This is a genomic window from Nonomuraea sp. NPDC049129 (assembly GCF_040648495.1).
Classification (GTDB): domain Bacteria; phylum Actinomycetota; class Actinomycetes; order Streptosporangiales; family Streptosporangiaceae; genus Nonomuraea.
The window spans coordinates 16,134-42,542 of sequence record NZ_JBEZDU010000017.1 but is presented as its reverse complement, the minus strand read 5'-3'; the positions used below and the strand labels follow the sequence as shown (position 1 = coordinate 42,542).

17 protein-coding genes are annotated in these 26,409 nt (G+C 69.1%); 7 read left to right on the top strand and 10 right to left on the bottom strand.

Translation table 11 applies throughout. The features are described 5' to 3' along the window. Nucleotides 1-2 precede the first annotated feature (2 nt). Together AB0B64_RS40100 and AB0B64_RS40095 are read left to right on the top strand one after the other, a co-directional pair. Nucleotides 3-2,936 carry a glycoside hydrolase family 3 C-terminal domain-containing protein gene (locus AB0B64_RS40100; protein WP_358184509.1) on the top strand — a complete coding sequence of 978 codons (2,934 nt, stop codon included), beginning with the start codon at nt 3-5 and terminating at the stop codon, nt 2,934-2,936. Nucleotides 2,937-3,113: 177 nt separating this feature from the next. Then, on the top strand, nt 3,114-5,825 hold the full coding sequence (locus tag AB0B64_RS40095) for a cellulose binding domain-containing protein (protein WP_358184506.1): 2,712 nt from the start codon (nt 3,114-3,116) through the stop codon (nt 5,823-5,825). Nucleotides 5,826-5,865: 40 nt separating this feature from the next. Here the strand turns inward: AB0B64_RS40095 and AB0B64_RS40090 are convergent, their stop codons facing one another. From AB0B64_RS40090 to AB0B64_RS40080, 3 genes are read right to left on the bottom strand one after another with little or no spacing between them, the layout of a single operon-like run. Next, nucleotides 5,866-6,762 carry a carbohydrate ABC transporter permease gene (locus AB0B64_RS40090; protein WP_358184503.1) on the bottom strand — a complete coding sequence of 299 codons (897 nt, stop codon included), beginning with the start codon at nt 6,760-6,762 and terminating at the stop codon, nt 5,866-5,868. Continuing rightward, on the bottom strand, nt 6,759-7,781 hold the full coding sequence (locus AB0B64_RS40085; protein ID WP_357952770.1) for an ABC transporter permease subunit: 1,023 nt from the start codon (nt 7,779-7,781) through the stop codon (nt 6,759-6,761). Before AB0B64_RS40085 ends, AB0B64_RS40090 begins: the two co-directional genes overlap by 4 nt. Continuing rightward, nucleotides 7,768-9,423 carry an extracellular solute-binding protein gene (locus AB0B64_RS40080; protein ID WP_357952771.1) on the bottom strand — a complete coding sequence of 552 codons (1,656 nt, stop codon included), beginning with the start codon at nt 9,421-9,423 and terminating at the stop codon, nt 7,768-7,770. Before AB0B64_RS40080 ends, AB0B64_RS40085 begins: the two co-directional genes overlap by 14 nt. Nucleotides 9,424-9,718: 295 nt before the next feature. Here AB0B64_RS40080 and AB0B64_RS40075 point away from each other — a divergent pair, with 295 nt between their 5' ends. The 3 genes from AB0B64_RS40075 (at nt 9,719) to AB0B64_RS40065 (ending at nt 15,002) form a co-directional block, all read left to right on the top strand. Further along, nucleotides 9,719-10,903 (top strand): ROK family transcriptional regulator, encoded by a 1,185-nt coding sequence (locus tag AB0B64_RS40075; RefSeq protein WP_357952772.1) that lies wholly within the window; start codon nt 9,719-9,721, stop codon nt 10,901-10,903. A gap of 161 nt (nt 10,904-11,064) precedes the next feature. Next, a complete protein-coding gene (locus tag AB0B64_RS40070) occupies nt 11,065-13,932 on the top strand; it encodes a glycoside hydrolase family 3 C-terminal domain-containing protein (protein WP_357952773.1) in 2,868 nt (955 codons plus the stop codon). Beyond that, nucleotides 13,929-15,002, top strand: a complete 1,074-nt coding sequence (locus tag AB0B64_RS40065) for a LacI family DNA-binding transcriptional regulator (protein ID WP_357952774.1) — start codon at nt 13,929-13,931, stop codon at nt 15,000-15,002. The genes AB0B64_RS40070 and AB0B64_RS40065 overlap by 4 nt, the downstream gene beginning before the upstream one ends. 21 nt (nt 15,003-15,023) lie before the next feature. Here the strand turns inward: AB0B64_RS40065 and AB0B64_RS40060 are convergent, their stop codons facing one another. Both AB0B64_RS40060 and AB0B64_RS40055 read right to left on the bottom strand, forming a co-directional pair. After that, on the bottom strand, nt 15,024-15,668 hold the full coding sequence (locus AB0B64_RS40060) for a TetR/AcrR family transcriptional regulator (protein ID WP_358184500.1): 645 nt from the start codon (nt 15,666-15,668) through the stop codon (nt 15,024-15,026). A 44-nt stretch (nt 15,669-15,712) separates the two neighbouring features. After that, nucleotides 15,713-16,900, bottom strand: coding sequence for a cytochrome P450 (locus AB0B64_RS40055; RefSeq protein ID WP_357952776.1), 1,188 nt, complete (start codon nt 16,898-16,900; stop codon nt 15,713-15,715). A 215-nt stretch (nt 16,901-17,115) separates the two neighbouring features. On the opposite strand from AB0B64_RS40055, the gene AB0B64_RS40050 reads away from it, so the two are divergent. Both AB0B64_RS40050 and AB0B64_RS40045 read left to right on the top strand, forming a co-directional pair. Further along, a complete protein-coding gene (locus tag AB0B64_RS40050) occupies nt 17,116-18,507 on the top strand; it encodes a glycoside hydrolase family 43 protein (RefSeq protein WP_358184497.1) in 1,392 nt (463 codons plus the stop codon). Next, complete coding sequence (locus AB0B64_RS40045) at nt 18,504-19,769, top strand: hypothetical protein (protein WP_357952778.1); 1,266 nt, start codon at nt 18,504-18,506, stop codon at nt 19,767-19,769. The genes AB0B64_RS40050 and AB0B64_RS40045 overlap by 4 nt, the downstream gene beginning before the upstream one ends. 45 nt (nt 19,770-19,814) lie before the next feature. Here AB0B64_RS40045 and AB0B64_RS40040 read toward each other — a convergent pair whose 3' ends face one another. Genes AB0B64_RS40040 through AB0B64_RS40020 form a run of 5 tightly spaced genes read right to left on the bottom strand, consistent with a single transcriptional unit; the run spans nt 19,815 to nt 26,408 of the window. Then, a complete protein-coding gene (locus tag AB0B64_RS40040; RefSeq protein WP_358184494.1) occupies nt 19,815-21,317 on the bottom strand; it encodes an Ig domain-containing protein in 1,503 nt (500 codons plus the stop codon). A gap of 16 nt (nt 21,318-21,333) precedes the next feature. Then, nucleotides 21,334-23,247 carry an Ig domain-containing protein gene (locus AB0B64_RS40035; RefSeq protein ID WP_358184491.1) on the bottom strand — a complete coding sequence of 638 codons (1,914 nt, stop codon included), beginning with the start codon at nt 23,245-23,247 and terminating at the stop codon, nt 21,334-21,336. A 13-nt stretch (nt 23,248-23,260) separates the two neighbouring features. Further along, nucleotides 23,261-24,163 carry a carbohydrate ABC transporter permease gene (locus AB0B64_RS40030; protein WP_357952781.1) on the bottom strand — a complete coding sequence of 301 codons (903 nt, stop codon included), beginning with the start codon at nt 24,161-24,163 and terminating at the stop codon, nt 23,261-23,263. Then, a complete protein-coding gene (locus AB0B64_RS40025) occupies nt 24,160-25,041 on the bottom strand; it encodes a sugar ABC transporter permease (protein ID WP_358184488.1) in 882 nt (293 codons plus the stop codon). Before AB0B64_RS40025 ends, AB0B64_RS40030 begins: the two co-directional genes overlap by 4 nt. Then, nucleotides 25,041-26,408, bottom strand: a complete 1,368-nt coding sequence (locus AB0B64_RS40020) for an extracellular solute-binding protein (RefSeq protein ID WP_358184485.1) — start codon at nt 26,406-26,408, stop codon at nt 25,041-25,043. Before AB0B64_RS40020 ends, AB0B64_RS40025 begins: the two co-directional genes overlap by 1 nt. Nucleotide 26,409 lies beyond the last annotated feature (1 nt).

The window sequence follows — 26,409 nt, the reverse complement described above, 5'->3', positions numbered from 1 at the left end:
CGATGAAGCGATTCCTAGCGGCCGCCTTATTGGCGGTCACCATGGGCGTGGCGCCCGTCAACGCCGTGCCCGTCCATGCCGCGGCGACCCTGCCGTACCAGGACCCGGCCGTGCCGCTCGACCAGCGCGTCGGCGACCTCCTGGGCCGGCTCACCCTCGACGAGAAGATCTCGCTGCTGCACCAGTCGCAGCCGGCGATCCCCAGACTCGGCCTGCCGTACTTCAAGGCCGGGACCGAGGCGCTGCACGGCGTCGCCTGGTCCAACGACCACAACGACGCCTGGAACCAGAAGCTGGCCAGCGGCACCGTCTTCCCGCAGGCCGTCGGCCTGGCCAGCACCTGGGACCCGGAGCTGATCAAGCGGGTCGGCTCGGCCGTCGGCGACGAGGTGCGCGGCTACAACGCCATCGACCCGGTCCTGTGGGGCACCCAGGTGTGGGCGCCGGTGGTCAACCTGCTGCGCGACCCGCGCTGGGGCCGCAACGAGGAGGGCTACTCGGAGGACCCGCTGCTGACCGGCGCCATCTCCACCGCCTACGGCAAGGGCCTGTCCGGCGACGACCCCGTCTACCTCAAGACCGCGCCGGTGCTCAAGCACTACCTGGCCAACAACAACGAGTACCTGCGCGGCCTGACCTCCTCCAACCTGCGGCCGAGGATCAAGCACGAGTACGACGAGGCCGCGTTCAAGCCGGCCATCTCCAACGACGCCGCCACCGGCGTGATGGCCTCCTACAACCTGGTCAATGGACGGCCGAACACCGTCAACCCCGACCTCGACACGGTCGTCCGCTCGTGGACGACCAAGGACCTCTACAACGTGAGCGACGCCTGGGCGCCGGACGCGCTGCAGGAGTACGAGCACTACTACGACACCAAGCCCGAGGCCGTCGCCGCGACGCTCAAGGCGGGCCTGGACAGCTTCACGGTCAACAACGACGATCCCTCCCTCATGACCGCGAACATCAAGTCCGCCCTCTCCCAAGGGCTGATCACCGAGGCCGACATCGACCGGGCCGTGCGGCACGTGCTGTCGATCAGGATCCGGCTCGGCCAGCTCGACCCCGACGGCGGACCGTACGCGAAGATCACCAAGGACGTGATCAACTCGGCGGCGAACCAGCGGCTCAACCGGCAGACCGCGGGCGAGGCCATGGTCCTGCTGGAGAACTCCGGCAAGACGCTGCCGCTCTCGCCAGGGCTGAAGAAGGTCGCGGTGCTCGGGCCGCTGCAGGACACCCTCTTCAGCGACTGGTACGGCGGCACGATGCCGTACAAGGTGACCCCGCTGGCCGGCATCAAGGAGCGGCTCGGCGCGCGGGCGGCCGTGACCGGCGCCGACGCGCTCGACCGGATCGCGCTCAAGGACCTGGCCAGCGGCAAGTACGTCACCGCGACCGGCACCACGGGCCAGAGCGTCGTCGTCTCGGACACCGCGCCCGGCGGCGCCTCGACCTGGGACCAGACCGACTGGACCGGCGACGTCTCGACCCTGCGCAACGTGGGCAACGGCAAGCTGCTCACCGGCAACTTCGGGCCGTACGTCACCAACTCCGACGTCCCGGGCGGCTGGTTCGTCCAGCAGCAGTTCCGGCTGGAGGCTCAGGCGGACGGCACGTACCTGATCCAGTACGTCGGCTACGAGGTCAACGAGGGCTGGTGGCCCTTCCCCGAGCACTACGTGACCGTCGGCGCGGACGGCACACTCGGCACCGGGACGAAGGCCGCCGCGGCGCACTTCGCCAGGGAGGTCGTCCAGAGCGGCGCCAAGACCGCGGCGGCGGCGGCCAAGGGCGCCGACGCGGCGGTGGTCGTGGTCGGCAGCAACCCGTTCGTCTACGGCCGCGAGAACCACGACCGCTCCAGTCTCGCGCTCGGCCAGGGCCAGCAGGAGCTGATCAAGGCCGTGCGGGCGGCCAACCCCAACACCGTGGTCGTCCTGGAGGACAGCTACCCGACCACCATGAACGTGGACACCCCGGCCCTGCTCTGGACCACCCACGCGGGCGCCGAGACCGGGCACGCCGTGGCCGACGTGCTCTTCGGCGACCGCAACCCGGCGGGCCGGCTGACCCAGACCTGGTACCGCTCCGACGACCTGCCGGACATCCTGGACTACGACCTCACCAAGACCGGGATGACCTACCTCTATCACCGGGGCGACCCGCGCTACGCCTTCGGCCACGGCCTCAGCTACACCGCCTTCGGCTACCAGGGCCTGAAGGTGACCCCGCGCGGCGACTCCTACGACGTCACCGTCAAGGTCACCAACACCGGGTCGCGGGCCGGTGACGAGGTCGTCCAGCTCTACACCCACCAGCGGAGCTCGCGCGTCACCCAGCCGGTCAAGCAGCTGCGCGGCTTCACCCGCCTCACGCTGCGCCCCGGCGAGAGCCGTACGGTGAAGCTGACCGTCAAGAAGGCCGACCTGGCCCTGTGGGACGTCACCCGCGGCAAGTGGACCGTGGAGACGGCCACCCACGACGTCCTGGTCGGCGGCTCCTCCTCGGCCATCAGGCAGCGCGCGACCCTCCAGGTGAGCGGCGAGCGGATCCCGCCCCGCGACCTGACCAGGAGCACCCGGGCGATCGACTTCGACGACTACTCCGGCGTGGACCTGGTCGACACCTCGAAGGCGAGCGGTGAGGCGGTCGGGGCGGCCACGGGCGACTGGCTGAAGTTCGCCGACGCGGATCTGCGCGGCGGGCTCACCGGCATCACCGCGGGCGTGTCCTCGGTGGCGGGCGGCTCCTTCGAGGTCCGCACGGGCTCCCCGTCGGGCGCGCTGCTGGCCACCGTCGCGGTCCCGACCACCGGCGGGATCTACCAGTACGCCCCCGCGTCGGCGACGCTGTCCGCCGCCGGCGGGGTCCGGGACCTCTACCTGGTCTTCAAGGGCGACCTGCGGATCAAGGACCTGACCCTCACCAAGTAAGTTTGGTTAATAACCAAACTATTGACCTCACCCGGAGGCTGTGTGAGCCTCTGAGTGAGGGTTCGGGGACCTCGCGACCATGTGCGCTGGAGCGGCGACGGCAGGGTCCTGTACCCGGTCGTGCATGGCGGTCATCTGCTGCTGTGGGGCGCTTGGCCCCGGAGAGGGAAACCGCTCATGCGAAGAAGGTTGTTCAGCCTGCTCGCGGTGGCCGTCGTCGTCGTGGCGATGGTGGTGGTGCGGATGGCGCCGGTCGGCGCCGTCGCCGCGGATCCGTACGCCTTCAAGGGAGTGAAGATCGGCGGCGGCGGCTTCGTCCCCGGCATCGTCTTCAACCAGAAGGAGAAGGACCTCATCTACGCCCGGACCGACATCGGCGGCGTCTACCGCTGGGACAAGACCAAGTGGACGCCGCTGCTCGACGGCATCGGCTGGGACAAGTGGAGCTGGGTCGGCGGCGTCAGCGTCGCCACCGACCCCGTCGACCCGAACCGGGTCTACGTCGCCACCGGCATGTACACCAACGACTGGGACGCCAACAACGGCGCCATCCTGCGCTCCACCGACCGGGGCAATACCTGGGCCGCCACCGAGCTGCCGTTCAAGGGCTTCGGCAACATGCCGGGCCGCGGCATGGGCGAGCGCCTGGTCATCGACCCGAACAAGAACAACATCCTCTTCTACGGCACCGCCAACAAGAACGGCCTGTGGAAGAGCACCGACTACGGCGTCACCTGGGCCAAGGTCACGAGCTTCCCGAACGTCGGCAACTTCGCCCAGGACCCCAACGACACCCAGAACAACTACAACACGATGACCCAGGGCATCCCCTGGATCACCTTCGACCCGCGCACCGGCTCGGCCGGCACCGCCACCAAGACGATCTACGCCGGGGTGGCGGACAAGGACAACAACGTCTACCGCTCCACCGACGGCGGCGCCACCTGGAGCCGGGTGGCCGGCCAGCCGACCGGCTACATCCCGCACAAGGGCGTGCTCGACCCCGTCAACGGCTACCTCTACCTGGCCACCGGCAACACCGGCGGGCCGTACGTGGGCGAGGACGGCGAGGTGTGGCGCTACGCCACCGCCACCGGCACCTGGACCGAGATCACCCCGACGCCCGACGCCGACCGCTACTACGGCTTCAGCGGCATGACCATCGACCGCCAGAACCCGAGCACGATCATGGTCGCCAGCCAGGTGTCGTGGTGGCCGGACAACATCATGTTCCGCAGCACCGACAGCGGCGCCACCTGGACGCGGATCTGGGACTGGAACGGCTACCCCGACCGGACCTTCCGCTACACCCAGGACGTCTCCTCCCATCCGTGGCTGGCCATGGGCAACCCGCAGCCCCCTGAGATCACGCCCAAGCTCGGCTGGATGACCGAGGCGATGGAGATCGACCCGTTCGACTCCAACCGGCTGCTGTACGGCACCGGCGCCACCATCTACGGCACCTCCAACCTCAAGCAGTGGGACGCCGCCGGCGGCAAGATCACCATCAAGCCGTTCATCGAGGGGCTGGAGGAGACCGCGGTCCTCGACCTGATCAGCCCGCCGACCGGGGCGCCCCTGCTCTCGGCGGTCGGCGACATCGGCGGCTTCGTGCACAGCAACCTCGACGCCGTGCCGCCGATGATGTACACCCAGCCCAACCTCGTCACCACCAGGAGCATGGACTACGCCGAGCTCAGCCCGTCGAACATGGTCCGCGCCGGCGACAACGACACGGCCGGGGTGACCCGCATCGGGTTCTCCTCCAACGGCGGCGCCAACTGGTGGCAGGCCAGCAGCGAGCCGGGCGGGGTCACCCAGGGCGGCAGCGTCGCGATCTCGGCCAACGCCGGCACCACGGTGTGGTCGCCGACCGGCGGGGCGGTGAGCCGCTCGACCGACTCGGGCAGCTCGTGGACCGCCGCCTCGGGCATCCCGGCCCAGGCGCAGGTACGCTCCGACCGGGTCAATCCGAACAAGTTCTACGGCTACTCCGGCGGCAAGTTCTACGTCAGCACCAACGCGGGCGCCACCTTCACCCAGTCCGCCGCCACCGGGCTGCCCACCGGCACCGCCACCGTCAGGTTCAAGGTCGTACCCGGCAAGGAGGGCCACATCTGGCTCGTCGGCGGCGCCCCGTCGACCGGCAAGTACGACCCCGCTGGCACCTACGGCCTGTGGCGCTCGACCGACTCCGGCGCCACCTTCACCAAGCTCGGCAACGTCACCGCGGCCGAGAACGTCGGCTTCGGCAAGGCGGCCCCCGGCGGCTCGTACATGGCGATCTACCTGGTCGGCCAGATCGACGGCGTGCACGGGTTGTTCCGCTCCGACGACGCGGGCGCCTCGTGGGTGCGGATCAACGACGACCGGCACCAGTACGCCAACATGGGCGAGGCGCTCACCGGTGACCCCCGCGTGTACGGCCGCGTCTACCTCGGCACCAACGGCCGCGGCATCATCTACGGCGACCGTACCGGCCCCAACCCGACGCCCACGCCGACTCCGACTCCGACTCCGACGCCCACCCCGACCCCGACCCCCACACCCACGCCCACCCCGACGCCCACGCCGGTGCCGGGCAAGGCGTGCGCGGCGACCTACGCGTCCACCGGCCAGTGGCAGGGCGGCTTCCAGGCCGGGGTGACGGTGAAGAACTCCGGCACCGTCGCCATCACCGGGTGGACGGTCGGCTGGACCTTCCCCAACGGCCAGACCATCACCCAGCTCTGGAACGGCGCCCACACCCAGACCGGCGCCGCCGTCAAGGTCACCAACGTCAGCTACAACGGCGCGCTGGATCCGGGCGCGAGCACCACGTTCGGCTTCACGGGCAACTGGACGAGCAGCAACGACCCGCCCGCCACGGTCACCTGCACGCCCGCCTGACAACGCGGAGAGAGAGGGCCCGCACGAGGCCCTCTCTCGGTCAGCCCTTGACGGCGCCGATGATGACGCCCTTCGTGAAGTGCTTCTGCACGAACGGGTAGATCACCAGCACCGGGATCAGCGCCAGCGTCACGATGGCCATCTGGATCGCCAGGCTCGGCGGCAGCGCGTGCCCGCCGACCGCGGTGTCGCCCGTCTGCCCGACGAACATCGACTGCCCCTGAAGCACGAACTGCCGCAGCACCACCTGCAGCGGCCACTTGGTGCTGTCGTTGAGATAGAGGGTGGCGTTGAAGAAGGCGTTCCAGTAGCCGACCGCGTAGAACAGCCCGATCACCGCCGTGACGCCCTTGGACATGGGCAGCACGATCCGCCACAGGATGCGGAACTCGCTCGCCCCGTCGATCCGCGCGCTGTCGGTGACCTCCTCCGGGATGTTCATGAAGAAGGCCCGCATGACGACCAGGTTGAAGGCGGTGACGGCGGTCGGCAGGATCAGCGCCCAGTACGAGTCGATCAGCCCCAGCGAGCTGACCAGCAGGTAGCTCGGGATCATGCCCGGCCCGAACAGGAAGGTCAGCAGCACGAGGAACAGCATCGGCCGGTGCAGCAGCGAGCCGGGCCGCGACAGCCCGTAGGCCGCCAGGACCGTGACCGTGAGGCTGAGCAGGGTCCCGACCACGGTCACCCCGAGGCTGACCCCGATCGACCGGGTCACCACCCCGCCCGCGAACAGCTGCTCGTAGGCGGCGAAGGACAGCTCGCCCGGCACGGTGACCAGGCCACCCGCCTTCGACACCGCCTCCTGCGTGGACAGGCTGGTCAGCACGACCATGTAGATCGGGAACAGCACGGCCGCCACGATGAGGGCCAGCACCAGCCCCTTGACGCTCGCGCCGAACCGGGTGGGCCGCTCGGCCCAGACAGGCATAGTCATGATCGTTTGTAGATTCCCTGCTCGCCGAAACGGTGGGCGACCTTGTTGGCTATGAGGATCAGGATCAGCCCGGCCACGCCCTTGACCAGGCCCGCCGCGGCGCCGTAGCTCCACTCGCCGGTCAGCAGCGTGCGCCAGTACATGAACGTGTCGAGCACCTCGGCGGCGTCACGGCCGACGGCGTCGCGCTGCAGGAAGAACTGCTCGAAGCCGACGTTGAGCGCGTCGCCCAGCCGCAGGATCAGCAGCAGCACGAACACCGGGCGCAGGCCGGGCAGCGTGATGTGCCACAGCCGCCGCCACCGGGAGGCGCCGTCCACGGCGGCGGCCTCGTAGAGGTGCGGGTTGATGGCGGCCAGCGCCGCGAGGAAGATGATCGTCCCCCAGCCGGCGTCCTTCCAGACCGTCTCGGCGGTGACCAGCAGAATAAACGTGTCCGGATTTGTCATGATGTCCACGCCCGCGAAGCCGTGGTCGCGCAGGATCTGCGCGAGCAGTCCCGCGCCGCCGAACATCTGCTGGAACAGGGTGACGACCAGGACCCAGGAGAAGAAGTGCGGCATGTACACGATGCCCTGGATGAACAGCCGCAGGCGGGGCCGTACGACGCTGTCGAGCAGGATGGCCAGCAGGATCGGCAGCGGGAAGTAGAAGATCAGCTGGAACGTGGTGATCGACAGCGTGTTGAGCGTCGCGTCCCAGAAGCTCTGGTCGAACATCAGCCACTGGAAGTTCGACATCCCCACCCACGGGCTGTCCTTGACGCCGACGTAGGGGGAGTAGTCCTGGAAGGCGATCACGTTGCCGAGCAGCGGTACGTAGTGGAACAGGAGCAGCAGCCCGATCGCCGGCACGGTCATGAGCAGCAGCTGCCAGTCGCGCCGGAACCGGGCCCGCAGCGAGCCCTGCTTGATCCGGACCCGGGTCTGGGTGATGCCCGAGCCGGCGGGAGAGGGCAGGTCTCCCGCCGGCCCGGCGTCCGTGGCCCGCTCGCCCGCGATGTGGTCAGGCGCGGCCATTGTCCCGAAGGACCTTCATGTAGAACTCGCGTGCCTCGTCGCCGCCGTCGCGCCGCCACTCCGCCGCGATCTGCTTGGCGTCGCTGACCGGGCGGCGGCCGCGCATGATGTCGGTGAACTTGTCCTCGGTGGGCACCTGCAGGCCCGAGTACTTCGACGGCCGCTGGATCCTGATCCCGTCGAACGGCGTCTTCTCGATGTACTTGAAGGAGGCGTTCTGCCAGTCGATGTTGGCCTTGGCCGCCTCGGGGAAGGGCCAGTCCACGTAGAGGGGCCGGCCGCCCAGGAAGCCGTAGGTGTAGGCGACCTCCTTGCGGCCCAGGTCGGTGCTCTGCGGGATGCCCTTGGCGTCCAGGGTGAAGTGCTTGCCCTTGACCCCGAAGTTGGAGAGCTCGTACTCCTTGGTCCCGTACGGGGCGGCGCACCAGTTGAGGATGGACAGGATCTCCTCCATCTTCTCCTTCGGCAGCCCCTTCTTGATGAAGGTGAACATGCCCGCCGCGTTGTTGTGATACATGATCGGCGTGCCGCCGTCATGTGCGAACAGCGGGAAGACACCCAGCGCGAAGTCGGGGTTCTTGCCGGTGTGCTGCTGGAGCAGTTCCTTCCAGGCGCCGATGCCGTCCCGGTAGATGGCGATCTGGCCCGCGCCGATCAGGTCCTTCTCGTTGGCGCCCTTGCTGCCGGCGACGCTCGGATGGATGAGCCCCTCGGTGAAGAGCCTGCGCATCCACGCGAGCATCTCCTCGAACTCCGGCGTCTCGTACTTGTGCGTCAGCTTGCCGCCGGCGTAGCGCCATTCCTGCGGGACGCCGAAGATGGGCCAGGCCATCTCGTGGATGTCGCCGAACGCCCAGCGCTTGGCCTTCGCGTCGGTGATCGTCTTGCCGAGCTGGTAGAGCTCGTCGGCGGTCTTGGGCTTCTGGTTCCAGCCGTTCTTGTCGAACAGGTCCTTGCGGTAGAGCAGGCAGAACGGGAAGGGCTCGGTGGGGTAGGGGATCGCCATCAGCTTGCCGTTCCACACCGACCACTCCCACGCGGCGGTCGGCAGGTTGGCCAGCAGCGGGTACGGCTTCACCTTGTCGCCCTGCAGGTACGGCGTGAGGTCCTCGAACGCCTTGTCCACGGCGGTGTTGAAGTCCGCCATCTTGTCGATCTCCCAGCTCGGGAGGGCGAAGATGTCGGGCAGGTCGCCGGAGGCCAGCCGGGCGATCGCCTTGTCGGCGTAGGTGTTGCCGTCGGCGATCTGGAACTCGACCGTCGCGCCAATGTCGGCGTTGACCGCCTGGAAGTAGGTGTTGCCCGGCAGTCCGGGCGGCGGCGGGCCCCACAGCGGGGTCATCGCCTTGTAGGTGCCGCCCTTGCCGGCCTTCTGGGTGAGGGCCGCGGTGGGGGTGGCCGGGTAGGTGGTGAAGCCGCCGGCGATGCCCGGCACGCCCGGCAGGTTGGAGACCGTGCCGGCCAGGTCGGGCTTGACGCCGGCGAACTCGACGTACGCCGGCGTGAGCTGGGTCAGCTTGTCCGCGGCGGCCGCGGTCGCGCCGCTCGAGCCGGGCCGGGTCCCGGTCGGGGCGGAGCAGGCGGCGAGGGTGGTCAGACCGGCCAGGCCGAGAAATCCACGGCGAGTCATCGACGGTGTCACGACGGCTCCCTTCGTTGGTCGGAGCAGGGTGAGGGGGTGTCGGAAGGGGAGGTCTACGGGCTAGAATTAGTTCGTCTAATGACCAAACAAACTAAACCCGAGGCGATGCTGACCACAAGGTGTGGCACCGGTCACAGATTGATGTCGGGAGTGAGATGAGATTCGCTGACGGCTCCCTGCCCGCCGTTCCCGGGGGCCCGCACGGCTCTCGGCGACGGCACGGGGACACCGGGGGACGGCGCACACTGGTACGGCGGCATGACCACCCGCGACGGCCTGACGGACGGGACAGACTTTGATCACCTCATCGACCGACCCGCAGCCGGCCGACTTCGCCGACGTGCGGGCCACCAACCTCGCCGTCGTGCTGCGTTTCGTCCGCGAGCACGCGCCGTGCTCGCGGGCCGACATCGCGGCCTCCACGGGCCTGAACAAGGCGACCGTGTCGAGCCTGGTCGCCGACCTGATCGACAGGCGGCTCGTCCGGGAGACCGGCCTGACCGAGAACCGCGTGGGGAGGCCGGCCACGATGCTGGTGCTGGACGGCTCGCCGTACGCGGCGATCGGGCTGGAGATCAACGTCGACTACGTGACGGCCGTCGCTGTCGACCTGGCGGGGGAGCGGCTGCTGTCCTGGCGGCGCGCCTTCCCCGGCTCGGTGGCCGCCGTCGCCGCGATCGTCAGGCGGGTGGTCAACCGCATGGCCAAGGAGGACAAGCAGATCCTCGGCCTGACCGTGGCCGTGCCGGGCCTGGTCGACGGGCAGGGCGTCGTACGGGTCGCGCCCAACCTGGGCTGGCTCGACACCGACGTCAGCGGCGACCTCGCCAAGGCGCTGCGCGACCCCGGCTTCCCCATCCAGGCCGACAACGACGCCAACCTCGGCGCCCTGGCCGAGCACCGGTTCGGCCCTCACGGGGCGGTCACCGACCTGGTCTACCTCACCGGTGAGATGGGCGTGGGCGCCGGCGTGATCCTTGACGGGCGGCTGCGCCGGGGCGGGCGCGGCTACAGCGGCGAGATCGGCCACATCCAGATCGACCCGCTGGGGCCGGAGTGCCGGTGCGGCCGGACCGGCTGCCTGGAAGCGGTGGCCGGCATCGGCGCGGTCCTGGAGCACGTCTCGCCCTCGCCGGTCGAGGTGGAGCTGGAGATCGAGGAGGTCGTCCGGCGGGCCCGCGCGGGCGACGCGCATACTCTGGGCCTGCTCCGCGGCGTGGGCCGCGACCTCGGCCGCGGGGTGGCCATCCTGGCCAACCTGCTCAACCCCCAGGTGGTGATCCTCGGGGGCTACTACGTGCCGCTGGCGCCCTGGCTGCTGCCCGCCGTGGAGGCCGAGGTGCGCGAGCGCACCATCGCGCCGGAGGCCGGCGGCTGCCAGGTGGTGATCTCGTCCCTCGGCTACGACGCGGCCGCGCTCGGCGGAGCCGCCCGGGTGCTCGACTCCATCGATTCAGGAAGATTGCCGCGAATCTCTTGACCCCGCTCGCACACGCGTGCACCCTTCAGAAGAACTCCGTTCGAAACACTCGTGTAACGGGCGGGGTTTTTCTGGACCGGCTATCGAAGCGCTTCGACAGAGACCCGAAGTGCGCTCCCCCCGCTAGTCGAAGCGTTTCGACGCTTTCAGAAGGTGGCCCCATGAACGAACCGTTCCGCGACCCGGACCTTCCCCTCGCCGAGCGGATCGCCGATCTGCAGGCCCGGCTGACCGTGACCGAGAAGCTCGCGCTGCTGCACCAGTATCAGGCGCCGGTTGAGCGGCTCGGCGTGGGCGCCTTCCGTACCGGCACCGAGGCCCTGCACGGCCTGGCCTGGCTGGGTCCGGCGACGGTGTTCCCGCAGGCCGTGGGGCTGGCCTCGACCTGGGACCCGGAGCTGGTCCGCAGAGTGGGGGAGGCGGCGGGCGAGGAGGTCCTGGCCTTCCACCACAAGGACCCCTCGGGCGCCGGGCGCAACGTGTGGGCCCCCGTGGTCAACCTGCTGCGCGATCCGCGCTGGGGCCGCAACGAGGAGGGCTACTCCGAAGATCCGTTGCTGACCGGCGTCATGGCCACGGCCTACGCGCGCGGGCTTCGTGGGAGCGCTCCCGTGATGCGGACCGCGCCCACCCTCAAGCACTTCCTCGGCTACAACAACGAGACCTACCGCTGCGTCACCTCCAGCAACCTGCCGCCTCGGGTCCTGCACGAGTACGAGCTGCCCGCCTACCGGCCCGCCCTGGAGAGCGGCGCCGCCGTCGCGGTCATGCCCTCCTACAACCTGGTCAACGGCCGCCCCGCGCACCTCAGCCCGCTGATCGGGGAGGTGCTGCGGGCCTGGGCGCCGGACGACCTGCTCGTGGTCAGCGACGCCTACGCCCCCGGCAACCTCACCGGGCTGCAGGGCTACTACGACGACCCCGCCGAGGCGTACGCGCACGCCGTACGGGCCGGGCTCGACAGCTTCACCCAGGACGACGACCGGGCCGAAGCGACCCTCGGCCACCTGCGCGAGGCGCTGGAGCGCGGCCTGCTGACCGAGGCCGACCTCGACACCGCCGTACGCCACACGCTGTCGATCCGCTTCCGGCTCGGCGAGTTCGACCCCGCCACGCCGTACGACGACATCACCGAGGCGGTCGTCAACTGCCCCGAGCACCAGGCGCTGGCCCGCGAGGCGGCCGCCCGCTCGATCGTGCTGCTGAAGAACGACGGCCTGCTGCCCCTGGCGCCGGCCGCCTGCCGCCGGATCGCGGTGCTCGGCCAGCTCGGCGACACCCTGCTGGAGGACTGGTACAGCGGCACGCTGCCGTACGAGGTGACCGCCCGCGCCGGTCTGGCCGAGCGCTGCGAGACGGTCTTCTGCGAGGCCGTCGACCGCGTCACGCTGACCGCCGACGCGGGCCCGGTGGTGGCCGGGCTCGACGGCGGGGCCCTGGGCATCGGGACGCCGGGGGGCCGGTTCGACCTGTTCGACTGGGGTGGCGGGGCCTTCGCCTTCCGCGCGGTCGCGACCGGCCGCTTCCTGTCCGTGGACGACGACGGCGTCCTGGTCAACGACCAGCCCGGCCCGAACGGCTGGGAGGTACGCCAGACCTTCCGGCTGGAACAGCGCACTCGCGGCGCCGTCGTCCTGCGCCACATCTCCACGGGCCGCTACATCGGCCTGTCCCCCGACGGGGTCTTCCGGCTGGTGGACGACGCCGACGCCGCCACGTGGCTGACGGTGGAGGTCGTCGAGAGCGGCGCCGCGGCGGCGGCCGCGCTGGCGGCCACCGCGGACGTGGCGGTCGTGGTGGTGGGCGACCATCCGCTGGTCAACGGCCGCGAGACCGAGGACCGCACGGACCTGGCCCTGGCCCCCGCCCAGGACGCCGTCGTCCGGGCGGTGCGGGCGGCCAACCCGCGCACGGTCATGGTGATCACCAGCGGCTACCCCGTCACCTGGTCGGACCCGGACGTGCCCGCGGTGCTGTGGTCCTCGCACGGCGGCCAGGAGTACGGCCACGCGCTGGCCGACGTGCTGTTCGGCGACGCCGACCCGCAAGGGCGGCTCACCCAGACCTGGTACCGCTCGGCCAGCGAGCTGCCCGACCTGCTCGACTACGACATCATCGCCACGGATGCCACCTATCTCTATTACCGGAGCACTCCGCTGTACCCCTTCGGCCACGGCCTCAGCTACACCGTGTTCGACTACTCCGGCCTCACCGTCGCGGTCGACGGGGAGACCATCGCCGCCACGGTCACGGTCACCAACACCGGCTCGCGGGCCGGCACCGAGGTCGTGCAGTTCTACACCCACCAGCGGCGTTCCCGGGTCAAGCAGCCGCTGCGCCGGTTGCGGGGCTTCGAGCGGGTACGGCTGGCGCCCGGTGAGAGCCGGGCCGTCACGCTCACCTTCCCCGTACGGGATCTGGCCTTCTGGGACGTGACGCGCGGCGCCTTCGCCGTCGAGGACGCGCCGCACCAGCTCATGGTCGGCCGCAGCGCGACCGACCTGCGGCTGAGCGCGGCCTTCCACGTCGAGGGCGAGACCATCCCGCCCCGGCGCGGCGCCCTGGCCGCGGCGGACCACGACGCCTACGACGCGGTCGCCTTCGTCGACGCGGCCAAGGTCTCGGGCGACGCGGTGCGCTCCGAGGCCGAGGGGGCGTGGATCCTGTTCCGCGACGTCGAGCTCACCGGGGCCGCGTCGTGCCTGATCGAGGCGGCGAGCACCGAAGGCGGGGTCGTCACGCTCCGGCTGGACGACCTCCTCCACGGCCCCACACTGGGCGCGATCCCCGTGCCCCCGGCCGGGCGCTACGCTCCGGCGGCGTCCTCGGGCGAGCTTGCGGAAGCCTCGGGGGTGCACGATCTTTATGTCGTGTTCGAGAACGTGGGCATCACGCTGGGCAGGCTGGAACTGACCGGCACGGGTCGGGCCGCCCCCCGATCGCCCGGCGCCGTACACGCCGACCGAGGACGAACGGGCCGAAGCCGCCCGGACCGAGACCACGCCGGCACCGGACGGACCACCACATGACGGAACGCCACATAACGGACGGCCACCCGGTGGACGGGGGAGCGGCGGACGCGCGCGCTGAGGACGGGCACGCGACCGGCCGGGCGGTCACCATCGTCGAGGTGGCGCGGCACGCGGGTGTGGCGGTGAGCACGGTCTCCTATGTGCTCAGCGGAAAGCGGGCGATCTCGGCCGACACCCGGCGGCGGGTGCTCGACAGCGTGCGGACGCTCGGCTACCACCCCAACGCCGGCGCCAGGGCGCTGGCCAGCAAGCGGGCCAACGTGATCGCGCTGGTGCTGCCCCTGCGAGCCGGCATGCACGTGCCGGTGCTGATGCGCTTCGCCACCTCGGTGGTCACCGCCGCCCGCCACTTCGACCACGACGTGCTGCTCATGACCGCCGACGAGGGCCTCGACGGGCTGCGCCGGGCCGCGGCCAGCGCGCTGGTCGACGGCCTGGTGCTGATGGACGTCGAGCTCGACGACCCCAGAGTCCCGCTGCTGCGCCGGCTCGCCGAGCCCAGCGTGCTGATCGGCTTCCCCGCCGACGCCGCCGGGGTGACCTGCGTCGACCTCGACTTCGCCGCCGCCGGGGCGCTGTGTGTAGCGCACCTGGCCGAGCGCGGGCACCACGAGGTGGTCCTGCTCGGCGCGCCGGCGGTGGTCTACGAGCGGGGGACCGGCTTCGCCCGCCGTACGCTCGAAGGCTTCACCGCCGCCCTGGCCGAGCACGGGCTCGACGGTACGGCACTGCCGTGCGAGGAGAGCTTCGAGGAGGTCCACGCCACCGTGAGCGGGCTCCTGGCGGCCCGGCCCGGTCTGTCGGGACTGGTCGTGCACAACGAGGCGGCCGTCAACCACGTGCTGAGCTCGCTGCGGCAGCTGGGCCGCAAGGTGCCGCAGGATCTCGCGGTGGTGGCGATCTGCCCGGACGACGTGGCCGAGCCCGCCCGGCTCACCTCGGTGCTGATCCCGGCAGAGGAGGTCGGCAGGGAGGCCGTCGGGCTGCTGATGGACAAGCTCGCGGGCCGCCCGGTGCCACCGGCGACCCTGCTGGTCCCTCGCCTGACGATCCGCGCGAGCACCTGACCGCACAGCCAGGCCCTTGCGTCAGCGGTGGTGGCGGCGCGGGCAGTGGTCCGTCGACTCGCGGGCGAAGAGGTCGACGGTGGACGGCCGGGGGAGCGGCACGGCCGAGGGGCGGGTGCCGTCGAGGAGGAGCGCCAGGTAGCGCCGCCGGTCGGCGCGGTCGTCGGAGTCGGCCCCGTAGTGGAGGGTCGTCGCCAGCGCCATCACCACGATCGCCGCCAGGTCGCGGACCAGCAGGTCGTCACGGACCAGCCCGCGCTCCCGCGCGGCGGCCAGCACGTCGCCGAGCGGCCCCATGAACCGCTCGGCGATGCCGATCGTGAACGCCCCGGCCTCCTTCGCGGCCGACAGGAGCGCCCGGTGGCCGGACAGGGTGTCGACCACGGCCGTCAGCGCGTCGGCCAGCCCCTGCCGGGGATCGGCGGCCACGCGGGCGGCCTGGAGGACCGGCTCGATCTCCTCGGCGAAGTAGGTCTCGAAGCAGGCCAGGATCACGCCGTCGCGGTCGCCGAAGCGCCGGTAGACGGTGGCGATGCCGACTCCGGCGCGGCGGGCGATCTCCTCCAGCGGGACGGCCGTGCCCGACTCGTGCAGGGCGGTGATCGCCGCCCTGACGATCCTGTCGGAATTACGCAGTGCGTCCGCACGACGTCGCTGCTCTGGCACACGCCGAACGCTAGCAGCATCCACGCGGTCACTCCACGGCAGCGTTACCAGGCCACCTCGAGCGAGGCCAGCCCGTACACGACGTGGAAGGAGCGGAAGTCCGCGATGGGCGCGACGGTACGCAGTCCGGGGAAGCGCTGGAAGAGAGCCTGGAAGGCGATCCGCATCTCCATCCGGGCCAGCGGCGCGCCCAGGCAGTGGTGCACGCCGTGGCCGAAGGCGAGGTGGCCGGGCGCGCCGCGGGTGATGTCCAGCTCGTCGGCCTGGTCCATGAAGGCGGGGTCGCGGTTGGCGAGGGGCAGCGAGCACATCACCAGGTCGCCGGGTTGGATCGTCTGACCGGCCACCTCGGTCTCCGTGGTGCACACCCTGCCGATGCTGGCATGGAGAATGCTGAGCCAGCGCATCAGCTCCTCCACGGTGGCCTCGATCCGCTCGGGCTCCTTCTTGAGCAGGTCCAGCTGGTCCGGCTGCCGGAGCAGGGCCAGCGTGCCCAGGCCGAGCATGTTGGAGGTGGTCTCGTGCCCGGCGATCAGCAGGAGGTTGCCGATGCCGATCAGCTCGTTCGTGGTCAGGTCGTCGCCGTGCTCGCGTACGAGCATGCCCAGCAGTTCCTCGCCGGGGTCGGCCTGGATGCCCTCGACCAGCTCGGTCATGTACGCGCGCGACTCCTGCTGCAGCTTGAGGCGCTCGTCCATGGGCAGCGACACGTCGAGCAGCCGGCCGGTCCTGCGCTGGAAGTCGGCGCGGTGGGCGTACGGCACGCCGAGCAGTTCGCAGATCACCAGTGACGGGATCGGCAGGGCGAACGATGACACCAGGTCGACAGGTGAGCCGGCTTGTTCCATGGCGTCGAGGTGCTCCTCGACGATGTCCTTGATCCGCGGCTCCAGCCGCCGCATCCGGCGGATGGTGAACTCCGGCGTCAGGAACCGGCGCAGCCGGCTGTGCTCGGGCGGGTCGAAGGAGAGCAGGTTGCCGGCGCGGAGCACCTTGAGCTCCTCCTCCGTCGCGCCGGGCGGCTGGAAGACGGTCTGGCGGGCGTTGCTGAACCGCTCGGCGTCGCCCAGCACCGCACGCGTGTCGGCGTAGCGGGTCACCAGCCAGGCGTCGATGCCGAACGACGTGGTGACGCGGGTGATCCCCTCCTTCTCCCGCAGCTCCGCCAGCTCGGTGGCGGGATTGAACTCCGTCCGCCGCATGTAAAGAGGCAGTGTTGAGATGTCGCTCATACATCCCCCAGGATGACCGGTCTTCACGAAATACCCTGACAAGAAACGATAGCAACCTATCGATTAGCCGCAAGACCATCGCGGTAAACATTGGGCCTTGACGACCTTGGTGGTATCGCTAACACTCGACAACGCCCCGACGACCGCACAGATCCGGGATTGAAAATGTTAGCGCTAACCAAGCAATCGCTAGCTCAGACGAGGAGTGCCCTGACATGAGACGTCTGAAATCCATGACCCTGGCCGTGGCGGCTGCCGCCGGCCTGGTCCTCATCACCGCAGTCCCGGCGCCCGCCGCCGCGCCGATCACCACCTCCATCTATACCGCCGATCCGGCCGCGCTGGTGGTCGGCGACACGATGTACCTCTACACGGGGCACGACGAGGCGCCCGCCGGCGGCACGAACTTCGTCATGCGGGATTGGCACGTCTTCACTTCCGGCGACGCGACGACCTGGACGGACCAGGGCGCGAAGCTGAAACTTTCAGACTTCTCATGGGCGGGCGCCGACGCGTGGGCGGGCGAGGTCGAGCCGCGCAACGGCAAGTACTACTGGTACGCCCCCGTCAACGGCAACGGCGCCGGCTGGATGGACATCGGCGTGGCGGTCGGCGACAGCCCGCTCGGCCCCTTCCACGACGCCAAGGGCGGCCCGCTGATCAGCGACAGCACCCCCAACTCCTCGCCGCTCAACATCGACCCGACCGTCTTCACCGACGACGACGGCCAGGCCTACATCTACTGGGGCTCCTACTACGGCCTGCGCGCCGCCAAGCTCATGCCCGACATGATCAACCTCGACGGCGGCGTGGTCACGCCGAGCGGCGTGTCGAACTTCTGGGAGGCGCCCTGGATGTTCAAGCGCAACGGCACCTACTACCTCGCCTACTCCGCCAACGACTCGGCCTGCTCCGCGCCCGGCTACGCGTGCATCCGCTACGCCACCGCGAGCAACCCCCTGGGACCGTGGACACACCGGGGAGTGGTGCTCGACCAGGTCTCCTCGACCACCAACCACCCGGCGATCATCGAGTTCAAAGGCCAGTGGTACATGGTCTACCACAACGCGGGCAGCCCGGGAGGCGGCAACTTCCGCCGCTCGGTGACGCTCGACAAGCTCTACTGGAACGCCGACGGCACCATGCAGAAGGTCGTGCAGACGACGGGTCCCGCCAACCCCGGCAATCTGGCGCTCAGCGCGACGGCGTCCACCTCCTACGTCTCGCCGTGGGAGACCCTCGGCGCGGTCAACGACGGCTTCACCCCGGCCAACTCGGCCGACCACAGCCACGGCGCCTACGGCAACTGGAACCACCAGGGCGCCGAGTGGCTGGAGTACCAGTGGCCGTCCGCGCAGACCGTCAACCGGGTCGGCGTCTACTGGTTCGACGATGACCAGGGCATCGACCTGCCCGCCTCGTGCAAGGTCCAGTACTGGAACGGCAGCGCGTACGTGGACGTGCCCGGACAGTCGGCCTGCGGAGTGGCGGCCAATACCTTCAACACCACGACGTTCACGGCGGTCTCGACGACCAGGCTCCGGCTGAGCGTCACCTCGAAGACCGGCTTCTCGACCGGCGTCCTCGAATGGCAGGTACCGCGATGAAACGCATGGCATTCCTCCCGATCCTGTTACTCGGCTTCTTCCTCGTCCCCGCCGGTCCCGCCGTGGCCGCCGAGGTCAACCTGGCCACGACGGCGACCCCGAGCGCGTCGTACACCTCCTCGTGGGAGAGCGTCGCGGCGATCAACGACAACATCGACCCGCCGAGCTCCAACGACACCGTCAACCGCCGCTGGGGCACCTGGCCCAACACCGGCCAGCAGTGGGCCGAGCTGACCTGGGCCCAGGCGCAGACGCTCAGGGTCGCCCAGGTCTACTTCTTCGACGACAACGGCGGCGTGCGCGTCCCCGCCTCGTGGAAGCTGCAGTACTGGACCGGCAGCGCCTACAACGACGTGCCGAACGCGACCGGCTACCCCACGGCGCTCAACACCTACAACAAGGTGACGTTCGGCCAGGTGAGCACCACGCGGCTGCGCGTACTCCTGCAGAGCGGCCAGGGCTCGGTCGGGCTGCTGGAGGTCAAGGCGTTCACCAACGACCCGGGCGGCGGCGGCAGCCCGAGCACCTGGAACCCGCCCGCCAACCTGGTCACGCCGCTCAACGAGGTCTGGGCGCACGTCGAGAGCACCTATCCCGACCTGTACGGCTTCCGCAACTACGGCTGGGACCAGGTCATGGCCAACGGCGGCTCGATCAACTACTGCGTGCGCTGGGACAGCTCGGCCACGGTGACCGCCGCCCAGCGTGACCAGATCCACGCGACGCTGGCCAGGCAGTTCAAGAAGTGGATGGACGTGATGGCCGGGCACAACAACTGGCCCTACACCAACGTGCCGGTCAAGGTCGTCGGCTGGGCCGTGCGCGACCGCGCCCAGCTCCAGTGGAGCGACAACTCCGTCGACATCTACGTCAACAACATCCGCGAGAACGCGCCGCAGTGCGCCGAGCCGTGCGGCCGCTTCTTCAACCAGAGCGGCAATTACCCGAACTGTCCCGGTGGCGCGTCCCACCACTACGACATGTCGCTGTGGCTCACCGCGGGCTTCGGCGGTGGCGCGGGCGGTGACTGGGGTCAGCGCATCGGCAGCGAGTACTACATGAGCAACCTCAACACCGACAATGTGCACATCCTGCTGCACGAGATGGGCCATTCGTTCGGCCTGGATGACTTCTACGACTGGACTCCGACGGGGGTGTGCTGCTTCCTGATGAAGGCCGGCAGCGCGACCTCGATCACCGACTTCGACGCCTGGATGCTCCGCGACTGGTGGCGGCACCTGAAGAGCCGCTACGGGCGCTGATCCTCCGTGAAGTAGGGCGGCGGCCACGCGAGGCCGCCGCCCTACTTACGCGTTGACGGTGAGCTTGTAGTCGCGAGTGACGGGAGTGCTGAGCTTGTCGTAGTCCCTGAGCTGCACGGTGAAGGAGAAGGTGCCCGCCGCGGCGGGCTTGCCGGTGATCGCGCCGGTGAACCGGTCGAGGGCCAGCCCTTCGGGCAGCGCGCCGCCGGTGACCTGCCAGTCGTAGAAGGGCACGCCCCCCTTGGCCTGGAGCCGCTGGTCGTAGGCGGCGCCTGCCTTGCCGGCCTTGACCGAGGCGGTCTCGATCGAGGGCTTGAGGAACGGGGTGAGCTTCTTGTTCAGCTTCCAGCCGGCGTTCTCCGCGATCAGCAGCGTCAGCTTGGTCAGCTCCCACTGCCGGGTCGGGAAGACGTGGCGCCAGCCGCCGCTCTGGCCGCTGAGCCGGTCCCAGTACGGCTCGTCACCGGGCACGTGATAGCTGGTGTCGAGCGGGACCGGGTAGCCCTGGTAGTCGATGACCTCCTGGTCGTCCCTGCCCTTGCTCTCGACGTACTTCGCCATGCCTTCCCAGTCGCTGTGGAAGGTGACGGCGTGGCCGTACTCGTGCATGACCAGGCCGTGCACGTCGATGACCTGGCCGAGGTCGGTCTTGTACCAGTCCTCGTCGGCCAGCGAGCTGACCAGCTTCATGAGCTGCTCGTCGTACTCCAGGATCATGCTGGTCGAGCGGTGGTAGGGGGTGGGCTTGCCGTTCTGGGTGTGGAACTTGCCGTTGATGGTCGGGTAGCCGGTCGAGTACGGCGTCTGGATGCCGCGGAAGAAGACGTACATGCCGTTGTACGGCTTGGCGTTGGTGGCCTCGACCTCGTTCTGCCAGTCGTCGCCCGGCAGCTTGTTGACCTCGTCCCCGGCGGGGACGGTGTCGAACGGCTTGAGGTCGAAGAAGGCGAACCAGTTCCGTACCGCCGTCTCGGCGGCCTTGCGCACGCCCGGGTCGGAGAAGTAGCGGGTGATCGTGTCGTAGCGGTAGTCGAAGTCGATGGGGATCGTCGGCCGCAGGGCGGTCTTCTCGTCCTGCTGGACCGTGATCGGCATCGTCTGGGTGATCGTGGCGCCGGTCGCGTCCGTGGTCTTCATGACCCACTTGTGCCGCTCGTCCTGGCCGGGGCCCTGCTTGGAGTGGATGGCCAGCCGGACGACCTCACGGTCGGCCGGGCCGGTGAGCGTGAAGGTCTTGGTCGCGCCGGTCGCCGTGAGCTCGCTCGGCATGTTGAGCATCAGCCTGGAGGTGCCCTCGGCCTTGAGGTCGACGGTCAGCGGGTAGGCGATGCCCGCCACCTTCGGCGCCCGCACGGTCAGCTCGATGTACGGGTTGGCCAGGTAGCCCTGCCAGTCCACGAGCCGGACGCCATGATCGTTGACGTTGCGGTAGAAGATGTCGAACACGTCCAGGGCCGGGGCCGCCTGGCGGGCCGCCAGGCCGGGCGTGGGCACGGAGAGCGCGCCCACGAGCCCGGCCAGGACGGTAACGACGCCGATCTTTCTCACTGAGCGCTCTTTCTTCTCAAGCGAATGCCTTCACTTCCAGCAGTCCGACGGATGCCTGGCCGCTCTGGAGCGCGACCCTGAGCTTGGTGGTGTTCACACCGGTGAACGTCACGTGGTTGTAGGCGTTGAGCACTGTCGGGTAGGTGCCCGGGATGTCGACGTACGCGGTGCCGTTCCAGTACTGGAGCTTCCAGGAGGCCGGCAGGCGCACGCCGTCGTTGTCGTCGAAGAAGTACACGTCCGCCGACCGGATCGTCTGCGCGGCCGGCCAGGTCAGCTCGGCCCACTGCGCGCCGGTGTTGGGCCAGGTGCCCCAGCGCCGGTTGACGGTGTCGTTGGAGCTCGGCGGGTCGATGCCGTCGTTGATCGCCGCGATGCTCTCCCAGGGCGAGGTGTACGAAGCGGACGGCGTCGCGCTCGTGGCCAGGTTGACGGGCGTGGGGCCACCGCCGCCGACCTGGAGCTGGAACGACTTGGTCACCGGCGTGCTCCTGCTGTCGTAGTCACGCAGTTGCACGGTGAATGTCGAGGTCCCGGCCGTCGTGGGCGTGCCGCTGATCGCGCCGGTGAACCGGTCGAGGCTGAGCCCGGCGGGCAGCGAGCCGCTCGTGACCTGCCAGTCGTAGAACGGCACTCCGCCCTTGGCGGCGAGCGTCTGCTGGTAGCTCTGGCCGGGCGTGGCCTGCGGCAGGGAGGTGGTGGTGATGGAGGGCTTGAGGAACGGGGTGAGGTTGCGGTTCAGCTTCCAGCCCGCGTTCTCGGCCACCAGCAGGGCGAGCTTGGTGAGCATCCACCTGCGGGTCGGGAAGTAGTGCGTCCAGCCGCCGCTCTGCCCGCTGAGCCGGTCCCAGTTACGCTGGTCGCCGGGGATGTGGTAGCTGCTGTCGAGTGGCACGGCGTAGCCCATGTAGTCGACGACGTCCGGGTCGTTGCCGCCGCCGCTGACGTAGGAGCGCATGCCGGCCCAGTCGCTGTGGTAGGCGACGGCGTGGCCGTACTCGTGCATGACCAGGCCGTGCACGTCGAGCACCGAGCCGGCGATGTCGGTCTTGTACCAGTCCTCGTCGGCCAGGGAGGTGAACAGCTGCTTGTTCGCCTCGTCGTACTCGAAGATCATCGCGGTGGAGCGGTGGAGCGGGCCCGCGACCTGCTGGCCGTTCCTGGTGAAGTACTTGCCGTTGGCGGCCGGGTAGCCGGTCGAGTAGGGCGACTGGATGCCCCTGAAGAAGACGTACATGCCGTTGTAGGCGGCGTTGTTGGTGACCGTGATCTCGTTCTGCCAGTCGTTGCCCGGCAGGTGGTTGTTCTCCGCCCCGGCCGCCACCGTGTCGAAGGGCGTCACGTCGAAGAACCTGAACCAGTCCTTGACGGCCTCCTCGGCGGCGGTCCTGAAGGCCGGGTCGGAGAAGTAACCGGTGACCGTGTCATAGCGGTAGTCGAAGGTGATCGGGATCGTCGGCTGCAGGGCGGTCTTCTCGTCCTGCTGGACCCTGATCGGCATCGACTGCTGGAACGTCGCGCCGCTGCCGTCCCTGATCGCCAGCCGCAGCGTGTGCATCTCGTCCTGGCCGGCGCCGCGCTTGGAGGCGATCTCCAGCTTGAACGTCTTCTGCTCCGACGCGTTCGCGAACGTCAGCGTCTTGGTGGCGCCCGTCGCGGTCAGCTGGCTGGGCAGGTCCATCATCAGCCGGGAGGTGCCCTCGGCCTTGAGGTCGATCGTGACGGGGAACTGGGCGTCCTGCGGGGGTTTGACGGTCAGCTGGATGTACGGGTTGGCCAGGTACCCCTCCCAGTCGACCAGCTTGACGCCGTAGGTGTTGACCGTTCTGCCGAACATGTCGACGACCTGGGCGGCGGACAGGGCGTGCGCTGGCTGCACTCCGACGAACAAGGAGCTCAGCAGCAGAAGCGCGACGGTTAATCGCTTCATGATGTGACACCTTTCAGTTCTTGATGCCGGTGAGCGTGACTCCCTCGATGAAGTAGCGCTGGAGGAAGAAGAACAGGGCCACGATGGGCACGATGACGGCCGCCGAGGCCGCCATCAGGTAGCCCCACTGCGTGATGAAGACGCTCTGGAACGAGGCCAGCCCGAGCGAGAGCGTGTACTTCTCCTCGTCCTGCAGGTAGAGCAGCGGGCCGAGGAAGTCGTTCCACGTGCCGATGAAGGTGAAGATGGTGACCACGATGATGGCCGGCTTGGACAGCGGCATGACGATCGTCCAGTACACCCGCCACGGCGACGCCCCGTCGATGTAGGCGGCCTCGTCGAGCTCGAAGGGGATCGTCAGGAAGAACTGCCGCAGCAGGAACACGTTGAACACCCCGCCGCCCGCCCCGGCGAACCAGGCGGGCACGGTGAGCGGGACGAAGGTGTTCAGCGCGCCCAGCTCCTGCCACATGACGAACGTCGGGATGATCGTCACCGCGTACGGCAGCATGACGCCGGTCAGCAGCAGCGCGAAGACGACGTTGCGCCCCTTCCACCGCAGCCGGGAGAAGCTGAAGGCGGCCACCGAGCAGGTGAACACCGTGCCGAGCACGCAGATCACCGCGATGATCACCGTGTTGACCAGGTAGAGGCCGAACGGCTGGGCGGTCAGCGCCTCGCCGAAGTTCGACCACTGGAACGGGCGCGGGATCCACTCCGGCGGCGCGACGAACATCTGGCTGTCGGTCATCAGCGCGCTGCGCACCAGCCAGACGAACGGCAGCAGCGTCGGGATCGCGCCCGCGGCCAGCGCCACGTACAGCAGCGCCCTGCCGTACCTGCGCGGCCGCCGCAGGCCCTGGGTCGGCGCCACGCCCTTCGCGCGGGTCCTCTCCCGCGCCGCCAGCGTGGTCATCGGGCACCTGCCATCTCGTAGTAGACCCAGCGGCGGGCGTTGCGGAACATCAGGAACGTCACCACCATGATGATCATGAAAAGCACCCAGGCGAGCGCGCTGGCGTAGCCCATCTCGCTCTCGGTGAAGGCCTTGCGGAAGAGGTAGTAGACGTAGAAGAGCGTGGCGTGGTTGGGCCCGCCCTCGGTCATCACGTACGCCTGGTTGAACACCTGGAAGGTACCGACCACGCCCACCACCAGGTTGTAGAAGATGGTGGGCGTCATCATCGGCAGCGTCACGTGCCAGAAGCGGCGCAACGGGCCGCCCCCGTCGATGGACACCGCCTCGTACAGGTGGCGCGGCACGCCCTGCAGCCCGGCCAGGAAGATCACCATGGTGTTGCCGAAGCCCCAAGTGCTCATGATGATCAGCGACGGGATCGCCATCTCCTCGCTGTAGACCCACTGGGAGGTCGGCAGCCCGGCCTGGCGCAGCAGCGAGTTGAGCAGCCCGAAGTCCGGATTGAAGATCCAGATCCAGAGCACCACGTTGGCGATCGCCGGGACCAGCGTCGGCAGGTAGAAGATCGTCCGCCAGAGCGACAGGCCGCGCGCCTTCTGGTTGAGCAGCATGGCGACCGCGAAGCTGACGATCAGCGTGAGCGGCACCGCGCCGAGCGTGTAGTACGTCGTGGCGCTCAGCGACTTCCAGAACAGCTCGTCGTCCACCATCCTGCTGTAGTTGTCCAGGCCGACGAACGACGGGCTGCCGCCGATCTGCCAGTCGGTCAGGCTGAAGAAGAACGAGGCGACCATCGGGCCGATGGTGAAGATGGCGAACCCGAGGATGGCCGGCAACGCCATGAGGATGCCCCACCGCGTCTCGAACCGGCGCATCAGAGCGCCTGCGTGTGCTGCCAGCCCTGCAGCATCCCGGTGATCTTCGGCGCGACCGCCTTGAGGATCTCACCCGCCGGGCGCTTGCCGGACTCGATCTCCTGCAGGGCGGGGGCGAGCACGTCGCTGCTGATCACGGACATGTTCTTGACCCGGTTGCCGAACACGGGCACGCCGTGGTCGCGCGCGAAGTCGACGACCGCGGTCCTGAACTCCGGCGGGTGCTGGTCGTTCTTGATCCAGGAGTCGATGGACGCCTGGTCCTCGTAGTACTTCTTCTCCTGCGGCATCCACAGGCCCTGCTTGTACAGGTCGACGTAGCGCGGGTCGTTGTGGAAGGCGAACAGCTCGACGGCCTCCTCCACGTGCTTGGTCCCGGCGAACACCGCCGACGCGCCCGCCACCTGGGTGGCGGTGAACGGTTCCGCGTATTTGGGCAGCACACCGAGGCCGAAGTCGGTCTTGCTCTCGTTCATGTCGAGCAGTGACCAGTGGCCGTCGACCACCATGGCCACGCGCTTGGTCTTGAGGAGAATGTTCGTGCCGGGCACGTCGTCGCCGGTGGCCGCGAGCTGGCCGGGGCCGGGCATGACCCGGTGCTTGTAGATGAGGTCCTGGAGGTTCTGGAACACCTTGATCGCCTCGGGCGAGTCGAGCAGGCACCGCTTGCCGGCCTCGTCGGCGAAGTCGCCGCCGTTGCCGCGCAGGAAGCCGTACCAGGCCGCGCCGTAGGTGATGCTGCTGGAGATGCCGAACTGCTTGATCTGTTTGGGGTCGAAGCCTGACTCGTCGGGATGCTTGCCGTTCTGGTCGATGGTGAGTTTGTAGGCGTTCTGCACCATCTGGTCCCACGTCCAGGCGGAGGCGGCGTCGGCCGGTGGGGGAGCGATGCCGGCATCGGCGATGGCCTGTTTGCTGTACCAGAGCAGCTCGACCTCGTTGGCCGTGGCCACGCCGTGTAGCTTGTCCTGGCCGTACCAGAGGTAGGCATCCGGCAGATAGCCAGCCAGCTGCGGATATTTCTTCAAATAGGGGAACAGGTCGACCAGCTTGCCCTGCTCGGCCAAGCGGAAGGACATGGCCATCGGCACGTAGCCGACGTCCGGCACCCGGCCGCTGGCCACCAGGGTGTTGAGCTTGACGTCGTACTCGTCGGGGGTGAACAGCGCCTTGACCTTGACGCCCGGCTTCTTCTGCTCGAACTGCCTGAGCATCTTCTCCACGGCCTTCTGCTCGAAGGTGGAGCCCCAGTACATGAACTGCAGCTGCTTGGCGCCGCTCGAGCTGCCGCCGCCGCTCCCGCACGCGGCCGCCGCCGCGCCGAGCGCCGCGAGACCGCCGATCTTGAAGAGGTCACGTCTATTCATG